Source organism: Streptococcus oralis (assembly GCF_016028255.1).
GTDB lineage: Bacteria > Bacillota > Bacilli > Lactobacillales > Streptococcaceae > Streptococcus > Streptococcus oralis_AC.
Genome location: NZ_CP065707.1, coordinates 443656 through 461398, shown reverse-complemented (window position 1 = coordinate 461398; position 17743 = coordinate 443656). Strand labels below are relative to the sequence as shown.

20 protein-coding genes are annotated in these 17743 nt (G+C 39.4%); 3 read left to right on the top strand and 17 right to left on the bottom strand.

Features of this window, described 5'->3' with window-relative positions:
* Nucleotides 1-181 precede the first annotated feature (181 nt).
* The 3 genes from I6G42_RS02315 to I6G42_RS02305 all read left to right on the top strand — a co-directional run bounded on the left by I6G42_RS02315 (nucleotide 182) and on the right by I6G42_RS02305 (nucleotide 1759).
* Nucleotides 182-727, top strand: a complete 546-nt coding sequence (locus I6G42_RS02315) for a hypothetical protein (RefSeq protein WP_125454066.1) — start codon at nucleotides 182-184, stop codon at nucleotides 725-727.
* Nucleotides 728-1288: 561 nt separating this feature from the next.
* Nucleotides 1289-1438 (top strand): hypothetical protein, encoded by a 150-nt coding sequence (locus tag I6G42_RS02310; protein WP_173390505.1) that lies wholly within the window; start codon nucleotides 1289-1291, stop codon nucleotides 1436-1438.
* Between the two features lie 141 nt (nucleotides 1439-1579).
* Nucleotides 1580-1759, top strand: a complete 180-nt coding sequence (locus tag I6G42_RS02305; protein ID WP_001233347.1) for a hypothetical protein — start codon at nucleotides 1580-1582, stop codon at nucleotides 1757-1759.
* 102 nt (nucleotides 1760-1861) lie between these two features.
* On the opposite strand, the gene I6G42_RS02300 is transcribed toward I6G42_RS02305, so the two are convergent.
* The 17 genes from I6G42_RS02300 to I6G42_RS02220 all read right to left on the bottom strand — a co-directional run bounded on the left by I6G42_RS02300 (nucleotide 1862) and on the right by I6G42_RS02220 (nucleotide 17738).
* Entirely contained in the window at nucleotides 1862-2866 is a 1005-nt protein-coding gene (locus I6G42_RS02300; RefSeq protein ID WP_038804314.1) for a GH25 family lysozyme, read from the bottom strand.
* 9 nt (nucleotides 2867-2875) lie between these two features.
* Nucleotides 2876-3154: a phage holin gene (locus tag I6G42_RS02295; protein WP_038804315.1), complete on the bottom strand. Its 279-nt coding sequence runs from the start codon at nucleotides 3152-3154 to the stop codon at nucleotides 2876-2878.
* 14 nt (nucleotides 3155-3168) lie between these two features.
* Nucleotides 3169-3447, bottom strand: coding sequence for a DUF7365 family protein (locus tag I6G42_RS02290; RefSeq protein WP_006154951.1), 279 nt, complete (start codon nucleotides 3445-3447; stop codon nucleotides 3169-3171).
* A gap of 9 nt (nucleotides 3448-3456) precedes the next feature.
* Complete coding sequence (locus I6G42_RS02285; RefSeq protein ID WP_038804316.1) at nucleotides 3457-4092, bottom strand: hypothetical protein; 636 nt, start codon at nucleotides 4090-4092, stop codon at nucleotides 3457-3459.
* Nucleotides 4093-4094: 2 nt separating this feature from the next.
* The gene (locus I6G42_RS02280) at nucleotides 4095-4295 is read right to left on the bottom strand and encodes a hypothetical protein (RefSeq protein ID WP_038804317.1); all 201 of its coding nucleotides are present in this window, start codon (nucleotides 4293-4295) and stop codon (nucleotides 4095-4097) included.
* Nucleotides 4276-8592: a phage tail spike protein gene (locus tag I6G42_RS02275; protein ID WP_080641273.1), complete on the bottom strand. Its 4317-nt coding sequence runs from the start codon at nucleotides 8590-8592 to the stop codon at nucleotides 4276-4278. The genes I6G42_RS02280 and I6G42_RS02275 overlap by 20 nt, the downstream gene beginning before the upstream one ends.
* Nucleotides 8593-9315, bottom strand: a complete 723-nt coding sequence (locus tag I6G42_RS02270; protein ID WP_038804318.1) for a phage tail protein — start codon at nucleotides 9313-9315, stop codon at nucleotides 8593-8595.
* Complete coding sequence (locus I6G42_RS02265; protein WP_038804319.1) at nucleotides 9312-12050, bottom strand: phage tail tape measure protein; 2739 nt, start codon at nucleotides 12048-12050, stop codon at nucleotides 9312-9314. Before I6G42_RS02265 ends, I6G42_RS02270 begins: the two co-directional genes overlap by 4 nt.
* A gap of 186 nt (nucleotides 12051-12236) precedes the next feature.
* Complete coding sequence (locus I6G42_RS02260) at nucleotides 12237-12713, bottom strand: hypothetical protein (protein WP_038804320.1); 477 nt, start codon at nucleotides 12711-12713, stop codon at nucleotides 12237-12239.
* A gap of 1 nt (nucleotide 12714) precedes the next feature.
* Nucleotides 12715-13383, bottom strand: coding sequence for a phage tail protein (locus I6G42_RS02255; protein WP_038804321.1), 669 nt, complete (start codon nucleotides 13381-13383; stop codon nucleotides 12715-12717).
* Nucleotides 13384-13396: 13 nt separating this feature from the next.
* Complete coding sequence (locus I6G42_RS02250) at nucleotides 13397-13741, bottom strand: HK97 gp10 family phage protein (protein ID WP_038804322.1); 345 nt, start codon at nucleotides 13739-13741, stop codon at nucleotides 13397-13399.
* Nucleotides 13728-14075: a hypothetical protein gene (locus I6G42_RS02245; RefSeq protein WP_038804323.1), complete on the bottom strand. Its 348-nt coding sequence runs from the start codon at nucleotides 14073-14075 to the stop codon at nucleotides 13728-13730. The genes I6G42_RS02250 and I6G42_RS02245 overlap by 14 nt, the downstream gene beginning before the upstream one ends.
* Complete coding sequence (locus I6G42_RS02240; RefSeq protein WP_038804324.1) at nucleotides 14075-14380, bottom strand: head-tail adaptor protein; 306 nt, start codon at nucleotides 14378-14380, stop codon at nucleotides 14075-14077. The genes I6G42_RS02245 and I6G42_RS02240 overlap by 1 nt, the downstream gene beginning before the upstream one ends.
* Nucleotides 14377-14712, bottom strand: coding sequence for a hypothetical protein (locus I6G42_RS02235; protein WP_038804325.1), 336 nt, complete (start codon nucleotides 14710-14712; stop codon nucleotides 14377-14379). The genes I6G42_RS02240 and I6G42_RS02235 overlap by 4 nt, the downstream gene beginning before the upstream one ends.
* Before the next feature lie 25 nt (nucleotides 14713-14737).
* Nucleotides 14738-15994, bottom strand: a complete 1257-nt coding sequence (locus I6G42_RS02230) for a phage major capsid protein (RefSeq protein WP_038804326.1) — start codon at nucleotides 15992-15994, stop codon at nucleotides 14738-14740.
* 12 nt (nucleotides 15995-16006) lie between these two features.
* Nucleotides 16007-16549, bottom strand: a complete 543-nt coding sequence (locus I6G42_RS02225) for an HK97 family phage prohead protease (protein ID WP_038804327.1) — start codon at nucleotides 16547-16549, stop codon at nucleotides 16007-16009.
* Nucleotides 16550-16595: 46 nt separating this feature from the next.
* Nucleotides 16596-17738, bottom strand: coding sequence for a phage portal protein (locus I6G42_RS02220; RefSeq protein ID WP_152417906.1), 1143 nt, complete (start codon nucleotides 17736-17738; stop codon nucleotides 16596-16598).
* Nucleotides 17739-17743 lie beyond the last annotated feature (5 nt).

Sequence of the window (17743 nt, the reverse complement as noted above, 5' to 3'; positions counted from 1 at the left end):
ACTAACTTTAGATAGTATTAAATCGCTGGATTGTAGAAATAATGTTTTAAAAAGAGTATAATATTAGCAAAATTGATAGAAAATCAGAAATCATGAACTTAAAATAATGAAGATAACTGACATAGAAAGTTCAAGAGATGAATATACTGAAATTTATACAATAAACAATATGAAAGGGTAAATGATGAAATTAGAGTTATTACTGGATAAACCAAAATTTACCTTAATGTTTCCATATAAAAATCAATTTAATAGAGCAGGGGGACCATTCATGATATCTTTATCTGTTATGATTCTCTGGATTCTAAAGCATCTGATAGCTTATAATACCGATTTTACAGACAAGATTATTATAGCAATCGTACTGATTTATGCTCCACTTCTTCTATGGTTTATGGGGTATTATCTCTTCATAAATGGAGTAAAATTAGAAGTTCATAAAAACAATACTGTTCAGTATTATACCTATAGTAGCAGAGGCCTCAGCGTATTACATTATCAATTTAAACTTCAAGATATCGAACAAATAACCATTAAAAAGCGTCCCTTTAATTGTGCAAAGTTAACCATAAAAATTAGAAATCCTATTTTTTTAGAAGGATATGAGAAAAATCTAAATAAGTTAATAAGTGTCAGTATCATAACAGATAAACTGAAAGCAGATGTTTTTATGCACGAAATGAACCAAATTCAAAATGACAAATCAGGAAACCAAGTTATCAAATAAGCTAATTTACAAAAAATTTAATTTTATCTAACTTATAAATTCTAAAGAAAATAGTTCACTGAAGAGGCTGGGATCAAAAATCCCAACCTCATTTTTGCTTAGTTGTAAACCTATAATTTATTAGTAGATTGAACTGTTTGTTGGTATTTTAGAATTCAAAAAGCTACTTTTACCAAAACTTCTTTTCTCCATTCACAACATTAACCAATTTACTCAAATGTTGAAATCTTACAGATATAGGTTTACCAAATCGAGACTTAGTCTAGAGATTTCTATCCCACTGTTTTTTTCTTTATCTTAAAAAGTCAAGTAGAAGCCTATATAAGACTTAGGAACTAAAAAAGCCACCGAATGCGGTGACTTAATAGGGAGATTATTATGAAAAAGGTAAAATAAAATCTTATTAAATCAATGCTTTTGGAGGGTGTCCCCTCCAACTCCCCGACCTCTGGACAAGGTCTATTTTTTTTGAAAAAATTTAAAAAAACTTCATCAAAACGCTTGACTTTCTCGGTATACCGTGATATAATATAATCAAGATAAGGAAAGGAGGTGAGGAAGTTGAATAAAGAAGATTGGCTTAGGTTACTTGAAAAGGCGATAGACAATATCCCTGAAACGGTTACTGCTATAGCAAGTCTGGTGACTGCAATAACAGTCGCAAGGCAAAACAAAAAGCGTAAACCCGAATCCCGCAAAAGAAAAAGGTAAACGCTAAGAGGTGGGGGCGAAAGCCCCTCACACCTCTATTTTATCAAATGAAAAGAGGAAAAGCAATGGTTAGTGCAATAGCTATTTTTATAATTGTGATCAATGTATATATCTATCTAAAAAATAAAAAGGACAAATAATATGAGAAAAGTTATTCAAGAATTACTTAACAGTTCTATTTCTACATCTGCTATTTCGCAAGGTGCTGGTGTGCCATGGACTACCGTTTCAGACCTTAGAAAAGGAAAAACAAGTATGGACAAAATGGCGCTTCTAACAGCAGAAAAACTTTATGAATTTGCTACAGCTGATAAGCAGTGATTTCGGTCACTGCTTTTATTATTGCAAACAAAAAAACCGCAAGCCTGAGCCTGCGGTTAGTTTAAGAAGAAAAATAGAATCTCCTTTCTTTATTTTAAAAAATTATTTAGTGGTAACAATTAGTCCGTCAGGTAATACATCAAGCGCTGGTTTGTCTGAGCGGCTTCCATCCTCGTTGACGTAGTACCAGCCACCTTCAACTTTAACAAGTTCTTTTGAAGACATTTCGCCGTTCTCTTCTTTGAGATGGTATAGTTTGTCCTTGTATTGAACCCAGCCAGTGACCATTGCTCCTGAAGCATCAAGATAGTACCATTTACCATTCACAAGTACCCAACCAACGGCCATTGCGCCGTTTTCTTTGAGGTAGTACCATTTGCCATCATCCTTCAACCAGCGAGAAGCTATTGAATAACCTCTCTCGTTGAAGTAATACCAGGTACCATCAATCTTTTCCCACTCTTCTTTTGGATAAGAGCCGTCAGGGTATTCATACCACCATCCAGTGTCATTTCTCTTCCATTTTGGCTTAGCTTCTTCATCATCTAGTAAAACAATGTTCTTGTCGTACGGATTTGAAGAGTATTGCCACCAGCGGATACCATCCATGCTAGGAAAATATTCAAAATCAGCTGTACCATCATTCAAACCATACCCGGCAATCCAAAGGCTGTTTGGGAATTTCGCAAGAATCTGCTCATAATAGATATTATTGAGCGTGAATGGCTTGTAGCTGTAATAGATTGGCTCGTAGCCATTTTCTTTGAGGATTTCCATGAAGCGAATACAAGCATCTGTATTTGCCTGTTTATCTCCGCTTGCGTGATCTTCGTAGTCGAGGCACAAGTATTTTACTTTTTGAGGCACATTATCAAGGAAGTAGCGTGCCTCTCGCTCGGCTTCTTCAATATCACCACCAAACCAAGCAAAATGATAGAAACCAACAGGATTTGATTGCTCCGCTTGAGCAGACAAGCAAGGGTTTAGATAATTTGTACTTTCAGAAACTTTGATAATGGTATTCTGTGTACCCATATCCTCCAAAATACCTGTAATATCGTATCCATTGTGGCTAGATACGTCGATGAATAAGTCGTTTTTCTTCATTGTTTTCTCCTAATCTTCACTTGGCTCTTGATAGTCAAGAGCGCGTTTGCTATCAGAGATCCCTGATGTTGTTGGGTCTGGAATGATATTTAGGATATTTACAATCGTCAACCCCACAAGATAAGGGTTCGCAAAGAATTTGCCAAGCAAGTCTAAAATAACTCCCCAGCTAACCAAATCTTCCAGTTTAAGATTGAAATAGGCGAGAATTGGCAAAGCTAGTGCGAATGCCACTCGCAATAAGAATGTTTTATTTTTTAAGTTAAATCGTACTTTCCAGTTAATCATGTTCATTTCTCCTTTTATTGTTTATTTTGAATTAAATTTTTAAGCTCTCTTACGTCTTCACCAAGTGACTTCACTTGCTCAGCTAGTACTAAGATAGCCTTATTCTGTTCATCGTGGTTATCGAGCCGCTTGTTGGCTGATGTCTTGAATTCGTTCAGATTTTCGATATCTTTCTCTAAAATCGTAAGACGATTCTCTTGCTTGGTTGCTTTATCCTTCATCGAAAAATAAAGACCAATCACAGGGATGAGGGTGATGAAGATCTGTACGAGAAATCGTTCATATCCTGGCATACACACCTCCTATTCCTTACCTTCAAATTTCCAAGCGACACCAGTTCCGTTTTGTTCCAAAGTACCATTTGTCACAAATGCGCTGACAGGCTCGCCGTTGTATGTGAATTCCTTGTTAAACTGCACAAGGATGCGCTTGCCTTCACCGTTGACTTCTACGTGTTCAGGGTCTTCAATGGTAATCAGGTCATGTGGTAGGTAAGTCTTACCTACTTCAGCCAGAGGAATCAGCTCAACCAGCTCTTTATAAGTCGTGCCATACTCGATATTCTTGCTCATGACAGAGTTCAAGACAAGAACATGAATGACCTTCTGATTCACCTTCGAATTCTCTTCAGTCTGTTTGACAAGCGCAGAAAGTCGGTCCTGTTCGCTCTTATTGTGTGCAATCTGTTGCTCAGCTTGTTCAAGCTTATTCTGCGCTTGCACAATCGCAGAGCTTGGGTCCAATTCGGATTTGAGAACATCCAGCACCGCTTGAATCAAAACGTCTTCTGGCTCGTTTGTACGGTCACCAGGAAATGACCGTGAGTTAGTGCTGTAGCGATTTCCTTCTGACAATTGAATTTCTACCACTGTCTCAACATTCGATCCAGAATTTCTTAAGTAAGGTCTTGTTGATAGATTATAACCATTGATTGTCATGTCTATTCTCCTTCTGCTGGTTTAGTTTCTTCATCAAGCAGAGCTTCCAGCTCATCCACTCGTGCTTTAAGTCTTTGATTTTCAGCCAATTGTTCTTCCAGCTGAATGCTCAAGATATTATTTGCAATCATCGAATTTGTTGAGGTTGTTGACATTTCACTAATTGTCATTTGTAAGGCTTGGTTAAGCTGTTCTGCGTTCATTTTCTAAGTTCTCCAATCTGTGTGTAAGTTTTTGATTTTCAAGAGCGAGCTCCTGAATAGCTTTAAGTGCGATGTTTGTTAGTCTGAGGTTGTCAAGGTTCAGCGTGTCTCCATTCTCGTAAACAAGCGTAGGGTCTACTGTTTGGACCTCTTGGGCAATCAAACCAATCTTTGTGTGTGCTTGTTGTGGTCTATCCTCTTGTTTCTTCCAATCGTATTCCTTGAACTGAAATTGCTGGATATAATCAAGAGCCTTGTGCTTACATTCAACGATGTTTTCTTTCAGACGTCTGTCCGAGAAATGTTGGTTCACAACCGACCACAGGCTATATGCTGTACTATTATAACTATAGTAGATGTCATTCTCTGAACCACCGAAGCTCAAAGATACATTGTCAGAGTTCCATAGTCCAATAGTACCTGTTGTTTTACCGTTAACACTTCCTTTCCCTGTCTTGAGCCAGCCGATTCCTTTTGCATTGATATAACCTTGTACAGTCATAAGGAACTCATCTGTATCTGTTGCAGTATTTCCAATTGTGAAATCCGAATCTCTGTAGAGAAAAAGCCCATAAGGGACATTTTCCCCACGACCATAAGACCCGATGAACTGGACGCCCAACCCATCTTTAGCATTGTAATCGCGAGGCACGTTAATCTGCAGACCACCATTGACAGCATCAAACGAACCGTAAGAGCCTAGTTGAATTTGGGTATGTCCTGTTAAGGTTCCGCCGTAGATGCTGGCCCCTCTAATGGTCCCACCGTAAATCCTATCACCGCTTAAAATACCCGAACGAACCTGGCTTGCATCAATCGCAACACTCTGCACACGGGTAATAAAGGCCTGCTTAGCAAAAAGCTGACTCAAGTAAGCTTCATTTGCGACAAGCTTATTAAAGAAAGCCTGGTCAACTTTCAACTTTTCAGCCGTGACCGCTTCAGCATCCAAAACAACAGTAGTCACTGAACCAGCTTCAAAATTTACCGTCTTCAGCTTATCAATCATTGCAGACTTGATGACAGCTCTATCAATCAAGGTCTCGCCAGTGATATGGGTCAATTTCCCGTCAAGTCGATTATGACCGTTAGCTCCAAGATTGATTCCTGAAATCAAATCACCTGTGCTGTTGATATTCTGAACAGCCCATGAACCAGCCAGTTGAGTTTGAACCGAGCGAATAGCCTCGTCGGTATCTTCGGGCGCTTCTTTGTAGTCCGTCGCGACAGAACCTCTCTCAAGCTGAACATCTGTCACATAGAGATTGATGGTCTTCCCTTTTTCTCCGTAAAGCATCAAGTTCAGATTCTCGACATCGTCTGATAAAGTAAACGTAAATGTGAAACGCTTGTACTTCGACGTTATTTGTGGGCTTGGAATACTTTGCCACTCTTGCCCAATAATATTTTTGTTTTTGATGTAGTGCAAAGCGACCTTCAAGCCGCTGTTACTATCACCGCCATCTTTTGAAACAAGAAGAGATACACTCACTTTCTCACCTCGAACACCATCAAATGCAAAAGATTGCTGAATTCCAAAAAAATTAGCAACATCTTGAGATTCGTGATAGAAGTGTAGTCCCGGACGATTTCGATTATTAGGATTTTGAGAGTGTTGATAGTTGAAATTCAAACCAAAATTAACAGACTGATATTCAAGCCAGTTTTTTGAACCATTCTTAAATTGACCATTTCTGATATAATTTCGGCCACCTTTTGAAGCCTTTGACACCTCAACCTGAAATAGCTGACTTGTCATAGCCATGCGAGCGACCTTATCCGCAATCCCGTTTTCAGTGTTTCCCAAAATTCGCTCATAGAGCTGACTAGTCTCTCTTACTCGCTGGAAGTCAGCCTGGTTCGCTTTTCCAGAAATCAGTGAGGTGATATCTGCAAATCGTCCATCTACTGCTGTTTTGTATTTGGCAATCTGAGTAGCAATAGAGCCGTTTTGTGGGTTGGTAATAGCTTCGAACCTTCGTTCTAGACCTCTCACATCTTCCTGATAAGCCGATTTACCAACAAAATCACGAGTGACCAACTCACGAACAGCCGTTGCTTGCTTTGCGCTCTCCTCACGAGCATATCGCTGCAAGGCTTCCTGTCGCTGACCGTCTTGTCCGACATAGCTCTCGATTGCTGACATTTTAGCAGACAGACCTTCAGCAGTTTTCTGAAATTCAGACTTGGCAACGACAAGGTCAGTCTTCCAGTCTTCAGGAGCAGGACCTGCATCTATACGAGTAGAACTTCTGGTCAATTCGACTTTACGAAATGCCACATGGCCAATCTCGTTATAGCCCAGAATAATTCGCCAGAAGTCAAAATTATCAGGTTTGGTCAGCGCTGGAATAGTGACCTGATAAGTCTGCCAGCTAGACGTGAGATTGAAATTGCCATATATGATCTCAGGATTGCCAGGTACTGTTCGATTGGCTCTTAAAGAGAACCAAACGCTTGGATTTCCAGAGTAGCAAATTGCTTGAAATGAAAGTGTATAAGTCTCGCCAATCTCCAAATCGAGAAGAGCTGTCGAATTCTTACCTGAAGCTTGACTTCCCTCTTTCGAATGAATTTGCATCTGCTTCCATGTTCTTGTTGTCCCTTTTACATTGTATTCACCATTGATAATTTTCCAGTCGACAGGACTGCCATCCCCTTGGCTATACCGCCAAAGTCCTCTTGAAAAGTCATAGTCTTCAGCATAATTCCGTCCCCCGACCTTCATCTTAGCAAAGGTCTGAGTCAGCCCATCGATGCCTTGCTTAACCTCACTTTTCGTCGCAAATCCGTCCATCTGGCCAGTCATTCGACTAAGAGCTTCTGTGGTCGTTCTACGATATTCTGAAGCTTGATTGACCTCACTTGCGACTGTTCTCTTCAGAGCGTCCAAATCACCCAACAGAGCCGTTTGAGCGCTTGTTGCCTGTCTCTTGAATTCTTCAAGTTTAGCAATCGAATCTAGACCAATCCGCTTCGCTTCCTGAGCGAGTAAGCTGCTTGCGCCAGCATTTCGCAACGCTTCTTCTGCTTTTCGTCTAGCTTCCTGTATAGAAGCATTGTCGAAACTATCAAAGCGCTGATTGATAGTATCAGAGATTTCTCTTTTAACTTCTTCAGCTCTTGCTCTGGCCAGTTCAATACCGTTAGAAATTTCCTGTCTAAGCAATCCAGCCTTATGATCAAAGTCTAAGTCAGCATTTTGAAGAGCCTTTTCAAGGGCGATTTCTTGTGCGGTTCCTGTCACACCAAGGATTGCATCGGCTGCGCTAGATAAACCACCAGAAGCTCTAGAACCACCAGTGCCTGCCTTATCATCGAAAGTCAGAGATATGTACTCTTCTTTCAAGGCATCGAACTCATAAGCAATAGCTTTCTTGAATGAATCGACATTGTGCTTCCGACTCTTAAGGTTGACTGTATCGCCTATGTGGACCACTTGACCATCAAGTTCATAAGCTTCAATCTTGATAGCATCAGAGACCTTGTCAATACCCTCATTTGAGAACTTAGCTTGTGCCCACTTCTTCAACTCTTCAACAGTCTTAGCATTGTTGTTCTCATACTCTTTTTCATTGATATAAGGGTATGAGTTGATAAGAGGACTATCCACAGTCACTCTGATAGTCGTTTCCTTTTCAGCGCCTTCAGGTTTGAAAGTTGATTTGGCATGGATTCTTGTGACAACATTCTGACTGTTTTTGGTTCGTTGGTAATCTTTCAGATTCTTATGCGTTGTAATAACAACACCACGATTCTCCCCACGGCTCTTCTTCACTGTCAGAGCGAAATTATCACGAACCAGCTCGCCTTCCCACGTTCCGACGATACTATGCTTGCCGTCCAGCAATACAGAGTACAAAGTTTCTGTCTCAGTCGTGTTGAAGGTCCTACGGTCCTGGATATCACTGTTAAATGAGAAATCTCCAAGAGCTGTTTTGGTATTTTGTACCATGCGAGAAAGAGCCATACCACAGCTCTGACTAGTCACGCTCACCGGTGTAATAGAACGTTGCATCACATCGTCTGAAATGTGATAGGCTGTGATTTCCAGATGGTCATTGTTCTCAACTGGTTTCTTGATGCGAAATAGCTGCGCTCCTAGCACAGGAGTCGGAGCCTTTATCAGCATATCTTCTTGTATTAACTGATAAATACCAGAGTCAGAAATAGGATACTTCACAGTTAGGGTGAAATCCCCATTCATGGTTTCTTTCACAATCGCTGAAGTTGCTTCATGAAGTGGCTCACCATTCCAACGAACTGTTCTCACATCTTTGTTAAGTAGATAAAGCAATTATGCCCACCCCCAAACTGTCTCAATTTCAAGCGATTGAATACCTGGGCCCAAAACAACTCCAACATTCTTCACTTTCGCTGGATCAACTGTGATAAAATCCCCTGACCATTTCACTGGCTTCCCTGTTGTCGTTTTAAAGCTAGGATTGTCAGGATTATTGACCATCACAAGCGATTCTGAGAGCTTTTCAAGACGAATGACCTGACCAGCGATTGTAAATGAAGTCTCAACAGCGCTCTGACCAACGATTGTGATTTTAGGAAAGGCAAGAGCAGAACCTTGCACAGTCAGAGTCCCACTTCTTGTCAATCTCTGTGTATCGGTGCTTTTGAAATATTTGGTAGGGTGACAAGTGAATTTTACATCCACTGTCCATGCACCAAAATCATCTTTAATAATTTTGAAATCATCCACTTTATAGCACCAATATTTCACGCTTGGCTCTTGTTCATTCTCCAACCAAAATTTTTCACGATTTAACAGAGAAGAAAAGCGGTATAAGTCTTCATCCGTTGGGTTAATCAAGCTGATGTGGTAGCTTTTTTCAATCAACCTACGATGCCTATTTGATTGAACAATTGCACCACTGATCCCATCATGTTCTAAAAGACTAGTTTTTGAGGAGGATACGATGACTTGTGGTCGTGTTTCAACCAGAATCTCACATTTAAATGATGATGTTTTCACTCCGTCGATGGTTAACTCATTAATTTTTGTCATGCGAAACCTCCTCTCAAATTAGTTTTTCTTTGTAGTTCTTCAGCAATACGTGTTCCGACTACGTCAGCTAGTCTATTCAAATCTGCTTCTTCTCGGATGGTCACTCCTGAAAAGTTGACATTGATGCTATTCGATGTGTTCATCGTATTAGCAATACTTTGTCCAATGGCACCAAGAGTTGACTTATTGAGTGGAAGGATTGCTTCTGCACCAGCTTCTCCACCAACCATTGCTCTATTTCCATTCATTCCAAATAAAGTCGGCTTGGTCAAGATACCACCCTTGGCATACCACTCTACGCCAATACTTGGCAATCCGTTACTCAACCAGTCAACTGGGTTAAGAGATCCTGAAATACTAAAGTGTGGTAGAGGGATATGAGGCCATCTAAATTCAAAGTTAAAGAATCCCTTAATAGCTTCAATTGCACTACCTACCGCATCTTTAGCACCATCAATAGCACTTGAAATTATTGATTTGATAGACTCCCAAATATTGCTAGCAGTGGATAAGATACCATTAAAAATTCCTGAAATCGTGCTACTCAAATTATTAAACAAATTTGACCCGGTTGAGACCAGTCCAGACCATAAATTGGAAAGGGTAGAAGTAAAACTCGACCACAGAGACTGAGCCCCTGAAATCAAACTTGAGAAAATATTGGACAAGGCGCTAGTAAAGCTAGACCACAAAGACTGTCCAGTTGAGACTACTGAAGACCAAATTTCAGAAAGCCAAGCAGTGAAATTTGACCACGCTGTAGTAGCAGTCGTGACAATATTAGTCCACAATTCAGAAAGCCAAGCGGCGCAAGCATCCCACGTCGACTGAAGCCATTCGGATATAGCCCCCCAGTTCATGATGGCCTGAATGATGAGTGTAATAACGGCAATAGCAGCAACTATTGCCGCTACGACAATTCCGACAGGCGCACCTATTGCACCTATAGCAATGACTAGCGGTGCTATTGCACCAAGCAGTAGCATTACAGCAGTTGTAACGAGGCCAAGAATCACGATAGTCTGTTGATCAGTTTCATTTAAGCTGGTAAACCAATTGACAGCAGATTCAAGTATGCCCATCAAAGGTTCTAAAGCTGGTATAACAGTCTCAAGTAGTGTACCACCTATCTCACCAAGCCCTTCTTTCGCTTTGTTGGAATAGGTTGTTAGTTTATCAATCGGATCTATTGTCTCATCAAATGTTGTTGCTACAGTTCCTGATGAGTTTTGTGCTGCTTCAGCTAAATCATTAAAGCTAAATGCCCCGCGTTGGATAGCATCTACCATTTTAGGAGCGGCTCTATTTCCGAAAACTTCAGAAGCAATCCTTATCGCTTCTGTCTTACTAGTAGCGTTCTGAATCGCATTGACAGTCTCGTTCAACCCCTCAGTCAATGTCTTTCCATTTTTGGCATAGTTTACTGTAGCCTTTGAAAGTGAAGCTAAAGCTGCAGAAGAGTCAATCCCACTTTTTTCAAATCTACCAATTAATGTAGCCCCCTCTTCAAAAGATAATCCCAGCATCTTAATTTGTGGAGCTCCATCGATTGCTTTTTGGAAGATAGAGTCATAAGATTGACCAGTATCTTGGCCGACCTTTGTTACTGAGTCCAATACTCTCGCTAGATCCTCATTAGATAAACCGTAAGCATCAATTGCTTTCTTGGCATTTATTGCGGAATTTGAAATATCTTCTCCAGTTATTTTCGAATATTTCAATAGATACTCTGCTGCAGATTGCAAAGTATCTCCAGTAAGTCCAAATTGTGTATTTAACTCACCAACTGCGTCAGCAGATTCTTGAAATGTAGCCGATGGTAAGGATGTAGCGATTCCTTTTGCAATTTCCTGAAGTCCTAACAAGGCTTCGCCAGTCAATCCAGTCTTCGTCGTAACAGTATCCATCGCTTCGTCTATTTCAGACCATGCATCTACTGTTTTTTTACCAGCATCAACCATTTTTTGACCTAGTTGTCCTGCCTTTTCAGCAACATTCATCATTACATCAGCCTTTAAATATCCTGTAGCTTCCTTGATGTCTCCTGTTGCAGAACGGCTCGAATCCCCTAGATTCCCCATGGCTTTATCTATCTTTAACACCTCAACTTCTGCTTGCCCAATTTCATTTTGAAGTTGTCGCCATTCCTCTGTTCCGATTTTTTCCTTTCCTAATTCCTCTTGTTTCCGTTTCAGCTCCTGGACCTTATCCTTGGCTAATGAAGATTGTTTACCTAATAACTTCATTTTTTCTTCGGACAACTCTACATTTTTAGGATCTAATTCGAGCTTCTGGTTGACGATATCAAGTTCTTTTGCAACATTGTTGATTTCTTTGTTGAGATTTAAAATAGACTTTGGATTTCCTACATCTTCGATATGTTTTTTGGTTGAATTCATTGCCTGGTCAACAGCCTTCATCTGTGATTCAACTTTAGAAATTTCAAGTTGAAGCTTATTCCACTGTGCTGACCCAACTTCAGATTCTCCCAGTTCCTTTTGTTGCTTTTTGAGTTCAGCAATTTTCATAGCACCAACACGAGCTTGTTCTTGTAAGTTGAGTAACTTACGATTCAGCAAGTCGACATTGTCTGGATCCATCTTCAATTGTCTGTTGATGTTGTTGAAGTCTTTTTTCAAACTAGATAAAGCATTATTGATACCTTTTACAGATCTGTCAAATTCAACAGTATTGGCACCAAATTTGACGTATAAGCCTTCAAATGTTTCAGCCATAGATTTCCTCCTTTCAATTTTAGTCAGACATTACATTTAGTAATTCTGCGTTTGATAAAGTTTTCTTCTCATTTTCATTGATACTCATCTGATGTAGTGTTCCCATCAGATAATTAAAGTGTTGACTTTCTGCCCAAAAAACATCCATCCGATTTTCAAAAATAACCTTATAAATTTTTTCAGAAGTTATGACTTCTGTTGAGGCTTTTTTCTATCTTGAGGAACCTTTGCTCTGCTTCGGTTAAATTCATAGAAGAGGTCTGAGAAGAAACCAATATCAATCAAATCACCAAACCAAGGAGCAAGAGAGGCTGTTTCAGCAGTCAGCTCATTCTGTACAAAGCGACCATTCTCAACCTCACCGTACAGACAAGGGATAACTTCAGTTAGGAAGTTCATGAAATCTGGCTCCATAAGTAATGGCATTAGTTTGACCTTTTCTTCATCAGTTAAAGCAGATAAGCGACCATTTACACCAGTTGCAAGCGCAAGCTGTGTGTAAGCTGTGAGTGCTTTTTGGTTATCATCAAAGAAGTTGCGACCTGTTCGCTGTTCATACATCTTGATAGCTGGTAAAGAGTAAAGAAAGCGCACTGTTTCAGTGTGCTCTCTTTCTTCACCATAACTATCAAACGCTGTGAATGATAGTTCTTTTTTAATCATTTTAGCCTCCTGGCACGATGGCTGTTGTTCCTAAAGCTTCATTGATAAAATCAATCAATTTCGTTGGGGTACTTGAAGCGAACAATTTATCAAATTTAGCACGGACAACACCCTTGTCTGTATCACGCCATACAATTTCTGAAACAGGTTTTTTATCTGAATCTAGAATGAAATTGTTAGGTGACGCAGTACATGGAATTTCGATTTCTTTTGGTGTAGCAGAGTTTTCATCTGTTGTAGCGCTTCCTTTTGGAGCCGATGCTTTCACATTGGTCCAGATGTGGAACTCTTCAACCTCAGAACCAAACTCATCTGTAACCGTTTCAGCATATCCCCAAATGAAATTCGCATTCACACCAGTATCGATGAGCGCTGGAGGAGTTGAAGTTGTCAGCTTTTTCCCCAAATGGTCAATCATGAATTGTTTAGGAATTTGATAAGTCGTAATTGATCCCTCAGTTGATTTCTTACCTTGAAGACGGACGTGCTCCACGTTATCTGCGTAGTATGCTTTTGATTCTTGTGAAGTTTCAAAAGATGTTTTTCGCATTCCTGTAAATGGGTATGGTGTTTTTAGATCGAGTGCGCCAGATTCTGTTTTTGAAATCTTAGCAAAGAATCCCATGGCATTACCATGAGTAACCTCTCGTGTGTCATATTTATAAGTCATTGTGACTCCTTCCTTAATTTGGTCTGATTTTTATTGATTTCATATTATTGAGAAAGATTTCTTTATTTTTGAGATAAGCTGGTCTGATGTGTTCTTGAGGTGCTACAAATCCACCATTTTTTGTTGCGTGGCCATTTTCTAACAAGTGAGCAAGCGACTTCTCTTTCCCGTTGTTATATACTACAGCGATATCTTCAATGGTCTCGTGAGTCCATCCTTTTTCATATACTCCGTTTCTTCTAGGACTTCCGTCTCTAATGTCTCCAGCGGTGCTTTTTCCTGCTTTTTCTATGATTTCTAAAACTTGATTCTGTATATCGATTTTTAATGTATTCACATTAACGCTACCATTTCCCACTTGTGAATACCTCAATTCTGTAGGTTGTAAGTAAGTAATCTGTATCAGGCTGTTTTAGATTCAACTGACTAGGTTCACACATAAAATTAGACAACATCAATTCCTCAATGCTGTCTAGTTTCTTCTTGTGATAGTGACTGATTTGAATAGTCACTTTTCTCATGTGTATTGTGTCATCAGCAGTAATACTGCTACCTGGAGTTAAACGATAGTAAAGAATAACGTTGTCAGGAGAAGTTTTTTCCTCACGTTCCATATAGAACACCTTTGATTTTAAAGTGTTTTTTTCTAGGATTTCTTGAATTTCTTGCCTAGTGAAGAACTTCTTAGCCATTATTTCAACTCTCCTAATTCGATTATCGTGTAGTGGCCATCATCGGATTCAGTTCCAACATTTACCTTGTACTCTTTCCCTTTGTACTTCACGTAGTCTAAGGAATCTGTCACATAGTTAGAACGTATCCGAAATCTTGCTGTCAAAACTTGACCATCTGCCAAAGCTTTATCGAGTCTACGTTGGTAGATCTTTTCTTTTTCAGCTTTGACTTTCTTTTCTACAACTTGTTTTTCAAAAACACCTTTTTCGACCTCTATGCGCTCATCATAACAAAGGATGATTGATACTCTAGATGATTTCATGATTTAACTCCGTAAATAGCTTTTAATTGATAGAGAATATTTGTCAATTCTTCATCAATCCAGCTCATTGTTGTTGAGCTTCCTGTCATCAAGGATTTATCAAATCTCTGAACACACCTCAAATGTAACCAATCTAAAATTGTTTCTTTATCATTCTCTTCAATCTCATTCCATTCTGTCAATTCGCTTTCTTTATCGATGCGATTGATAGGAATGTTGTTTCTCGTTAAATATGAAATACCACTATTTATATAGCTTAAAAGTTGAGTGTCGAAGATTTCTTCTTCGACATCAACTTCAACCATTTCTTTAATTTGGTTAAGGATTGTCATTTTAGACTCCCCTTTCTATTTAAAATCAACCTTTTGTGAATTTTACAGCTGATTTGTACTGACCAAGTCGGCCACCAAGTACGCTAGCAAGTTCGATATGACGACGATTCATCGTTACATCATAATCTTCAAAGCGATCGGCAGAGACATCATCACCAATCATCTTATAAGCCTTGTCAGCAAATGCGATAATTGGGTTGGTTGCATCTTCCATCCAGTCATAGACATATACTTGATAACCAGCAATGACATTCCCTGTTTGTGAAATTGGTGCGAATGGTTGTGGATCAATGTAGCGCTTTTCGCCATCCTTAACCATTTTAAGTTTACGAGCAATAGTTTTTGAAGTTACCAGAATTGGAGTTGTATTGGCAGCAAGTTTATCAATTCCTTTTACAAGGTTTTCTAAAACAGTGCTGTCAAATTCCCCGTCAACATTGATTTCTTGCGTATCAAATAGTTGAGCAAGTGTTTCTTCTGCGATAGATTTAATTTCAGTGATTTTGTCATCATCATCACTATTTTTACCATCGCCAATAACAACAGCACGTTCAACAGCACGGATGAATCCTTGTGCTAATTCATTCATCACATAGTTGAAGTAAGCACCTGTTGTATCCTTCTTCAAGTCAGCATACTCAAAACTGTACTTGATGTAGACAGCAGCAGAGTTGATTGTATAATCGATAAATACAAAAGATTCATCTTTCTTTGTTTTGCCATTCTGATGGCCTTTAGCTTTTGCTTGTTGCGTTTGAAGCGCAACACGTACTGCATAACGAGGATCTTTGGTTACATGGTTCAGGATACCGTCGTAATCATTAAATGCATTTTGGATTGCAATCAATACTGGTTCAGGTAAGATTTTGTTAAGATCAGTTACACCTTTTTCAACCAGATTTGCTTCCCAAACTTTGCGGGCACTGTTTGAGCTTCCTTCGTTATCCATGAGGATTCGAGCGAAATCAAGTGCAGCTTCTTTTGTTTTTAAGTATTCCATTTGTGTCTTGCCTTTCTGTACTTCCTTGATAGATTTAGCAGCTTTGTTGAGTTCTTCTTCAGTCTCTTCAATGTCTGCATCCAAGCTGTCAATCGTTTCTTTGAGGGTATTGGCTTGAGTGACCAAGGCCTCTGCATCAGCTTTCAGCTGTTCAAGGACATCAGCCTCAATGTTTGCTTCTTTCAATTTAGCTTTGATAGTCGCCTTTTTTAATTTAACTTCTGATAGCTCATCAGCAGCTTTTTGACGAGCTTCCAAAAGTTCAACAAGTGATTTTTTCATTATCTATTCCTCCTAGATTTGTGCAAGTTTACTCATGATATCTTGCTTCATGTTCGCCTGAGCGATTCGCTTATCAACCACAGATATATCAAATCCCTTAATATTATCAACGGTTGCTTGAGGATTGGCTGGCACGGTAACGACAGATATTTCAAAGATTTCAACCTCTTTGAAAATCCATCCACCGTAAGGTTGCTTAGCGTCAACTGGCTCATAATCATTAATAAAGAACCCAATGCTCAGACTATCCAGTGCCCCCATCTTCATGAGGTCATAGGTTTTCTTAGCTTCTGGATCGCTTAGGTTGAATGTTGACCGTGTTCGCAGACCTTTTTCATCTACCGACAGCTCATGCTTACCGATGACACGATTTCGGTCGTGATTTAAGCACATAGGGACGACAGCCTTAGTTTTCAGAGTGCTATCAAAACACCCCTTGGCCATCACATCGCCATCTCTGTCTGTATTGCCATAAGTAGAGGCATAAGCCTCAAAATGAAAGTCAGCTGACTCTTCCTCAACTGACTTGACGACAAAGGTTTTTAACTTTTCCATAGCCTACCTCCTTTCTTAAAATTTCTGCCAACCGCCCACCCTATTTTTAATTACTTTCGCTCGGTTCAATACGGACTGCATTTAGATTAGTTTCGAATACTTCTCCACCTTCATAGCCTGGAAGTCCTAGATACGTTTCACGGAATTCATTTGAATTCATCAAACCTGCGTATTTAGATTTAAATCCACCTTCAACTAGATCTTTGAATGAAATCATATCAGCCATATCAAAGAAGACTAAGAGTTTGTTGCCTTGTGTCCGTGCTGTCTTCGTGAAGTATTTCCTGTTAATCTCTTCAGAAAATACACGTTGATATAACTTCATGACGCTAGAATAGTAAGCTCTATATTGCTCTTCAGTGTAGTCACAAGTAAACAATTTTTCATTAATCCCATGAGCATGATAAAGTTGAGATTTCAGAAACTCCATTTCTTCTTTAGAAGCGGTTGAGTAATCTTTGTTTAATTCCATAAACTCTTCACCTTGCTCGAGATAGGCAATGCCACCATTTTCAGCAAGTTCCATCATGGTATCAACTCGATTTTTAGCTTGTTTCTTCAAGTGTTCATCTGCTGCTTTAGTTGGTAGTTTTAAGAATCCTCTCAATTTTGAATTCCCTCTGCCTAACTTTTCAGTTAACGCATCAAGATTGATGTCAATTAATTCTGTAATTTGATTCAGTTGACTTGTCACATTTAATTTCGGATTTTCAAAAACCCAGACATCACCAAGAGGCAACTCAATCTCTACATCATCGATCATAATCTCAACTCTCTCTGCAGTCCATGATATGGTTTTCTTGGCAAGCCAAATTTCAATCAGCTGGCCATTCTCCCAACGTGGAACAACAACTGCAACTCCGTCACGCAACATAGCTCTTGTTACATTTGCCCAAAATACAACTGGTATTTCAAGGGGATTTGGAGAGAAAGATAAAACATTTGCAAGGTCACTATTCTCGTACCACTCCATCTTGTCAACACCGCCTGGATTCCGAGTAATCTTGACATGCTTGAATCTAACTTGTGCAGTATCTGTTGAAATCTTATTGTAGATATTGTCTAAGTAAATCGAATTTCTTCTCCAATAATTTAAATTTCTTTGTAAATAGGTTCTTGTGGATTTTCTATTGCTTGGTCTGAAAATCCTAGCAAAAACCTCTCTTAGATTATTTATATATTTGTTCATTCTTC

Coding starts and splice junctions, on each gene's coding strand:
- I6G42_RS02315 (WP_125454066.1), top strand. CDS start 182: ATGATGAAATTAGAGTTATTACTGGATAAACCAAAATTTACCTTAATG.
- I6G42_RS02305 (WP_001233347.1), top strand. CDS start 1,580: ATGAGAAAAGTTATTCAAGAATTACTTAACAGTTCTATTTCTACATCT.
- I6G42_RS02300 (WP_038804314.1), bottom strand. CDS start 2,866: ATGAAGAAAAACGACTTATTCATCGACGTATCTAGCCACAATGGATAC.
- I6G42_RS02295 (WP_038804315.1), bottom strand. CDS start 3,154: ATGATTAACTGGAAAGTACGATTTAACTTAAAAAATAAAACATTCTTA.
- I6G42_RS02290 (WP_006154951.1), bottom strand. CDS start 3,447: ATGCCAGGATATGAACGATTTCTCGTACAGATCTTCATCACCCTCATC.
- I6G42_RS02285 (WP_038804316.1), bottom strand. CDS start 4,092: ATGACAATCAATGGTTATAATCTATCAACAAGACCTTACTTAAGAAAT.
- I6G42_RS02280 (WP_038804317.1), bottom strand. CDS start 4,295: ATGAACGCAGAACAGCTTAACCAAGCCTTACAAATGACAATTAGTGAA.
- I6G42_RS02270 (WP_038804318.1), bottom strand. CDS start 9,315: ATGACAAAAATTAATGAGTTAACCATCGACGGAGTGAAAACATCATCA.
- I6G42_RS02265 (WP_038804319.1), bottom strand. CDS start 12,050: ATGGCTGAAACATTTGAAGGCTTATACGTCAAATTTGGTGCCAATACT.
- I6G42_RS02260 (WP_038804320.1), bottom strand. CDS start 12,713: ATGATTAAAAAAGAACTATCATTCACAGCGTTTGATAGTTATGGTGAA.
- I6G42_RS02255 (WP_038804321.1), bottom strand. CDS start 13,383: ATGACTTATAAATATGACACACGAGAGGTTACTCATGGTAATGCCATG.
- I6G42_RS02245 (WP_038804323.1), bottom strand. CDS start 14,075: ATGGCTAAGAAGTTCTTCACTAGGCAAGAAATTCAAGAAATCCTAGAA.
- I6G42_RS02240 (WP_038804324.1), bottom strand. CDS start 14,380: ATGAAATCATCTAGAGTATCAATCATCCTTTGTTATGATGAGCGCATA.
- I6G42_RS02235 (WP_038804325.1), bottom strand. CDS start 14,712: ATGACAATCCTTAACCAAATTAAAGAAATGGTTGAAGTTGATGTCGAA.
- I6G42_RS02230 (WP_038804326.1), bottom strand. CDS start 15,994: ATGAAAAAATCACTTGTTGAACTTTTGGAAGCTCGTCAAAAAGCTGCT.
- I6G42_RS02225 (WP_038804327.1), bottom strand. CDS start 16,549: ATGGAAAAGTTAAAAACCTTTGTCGTCAAGTCAGTTGAGGAAGAGTCA.
- I6G42_RS02220 (WP_152417906.1), bottom strand. CDS start 17,738: ATGAACAAATATATAAATAATCTAAGAGAGGTTTTTGCTAGGATTTTC.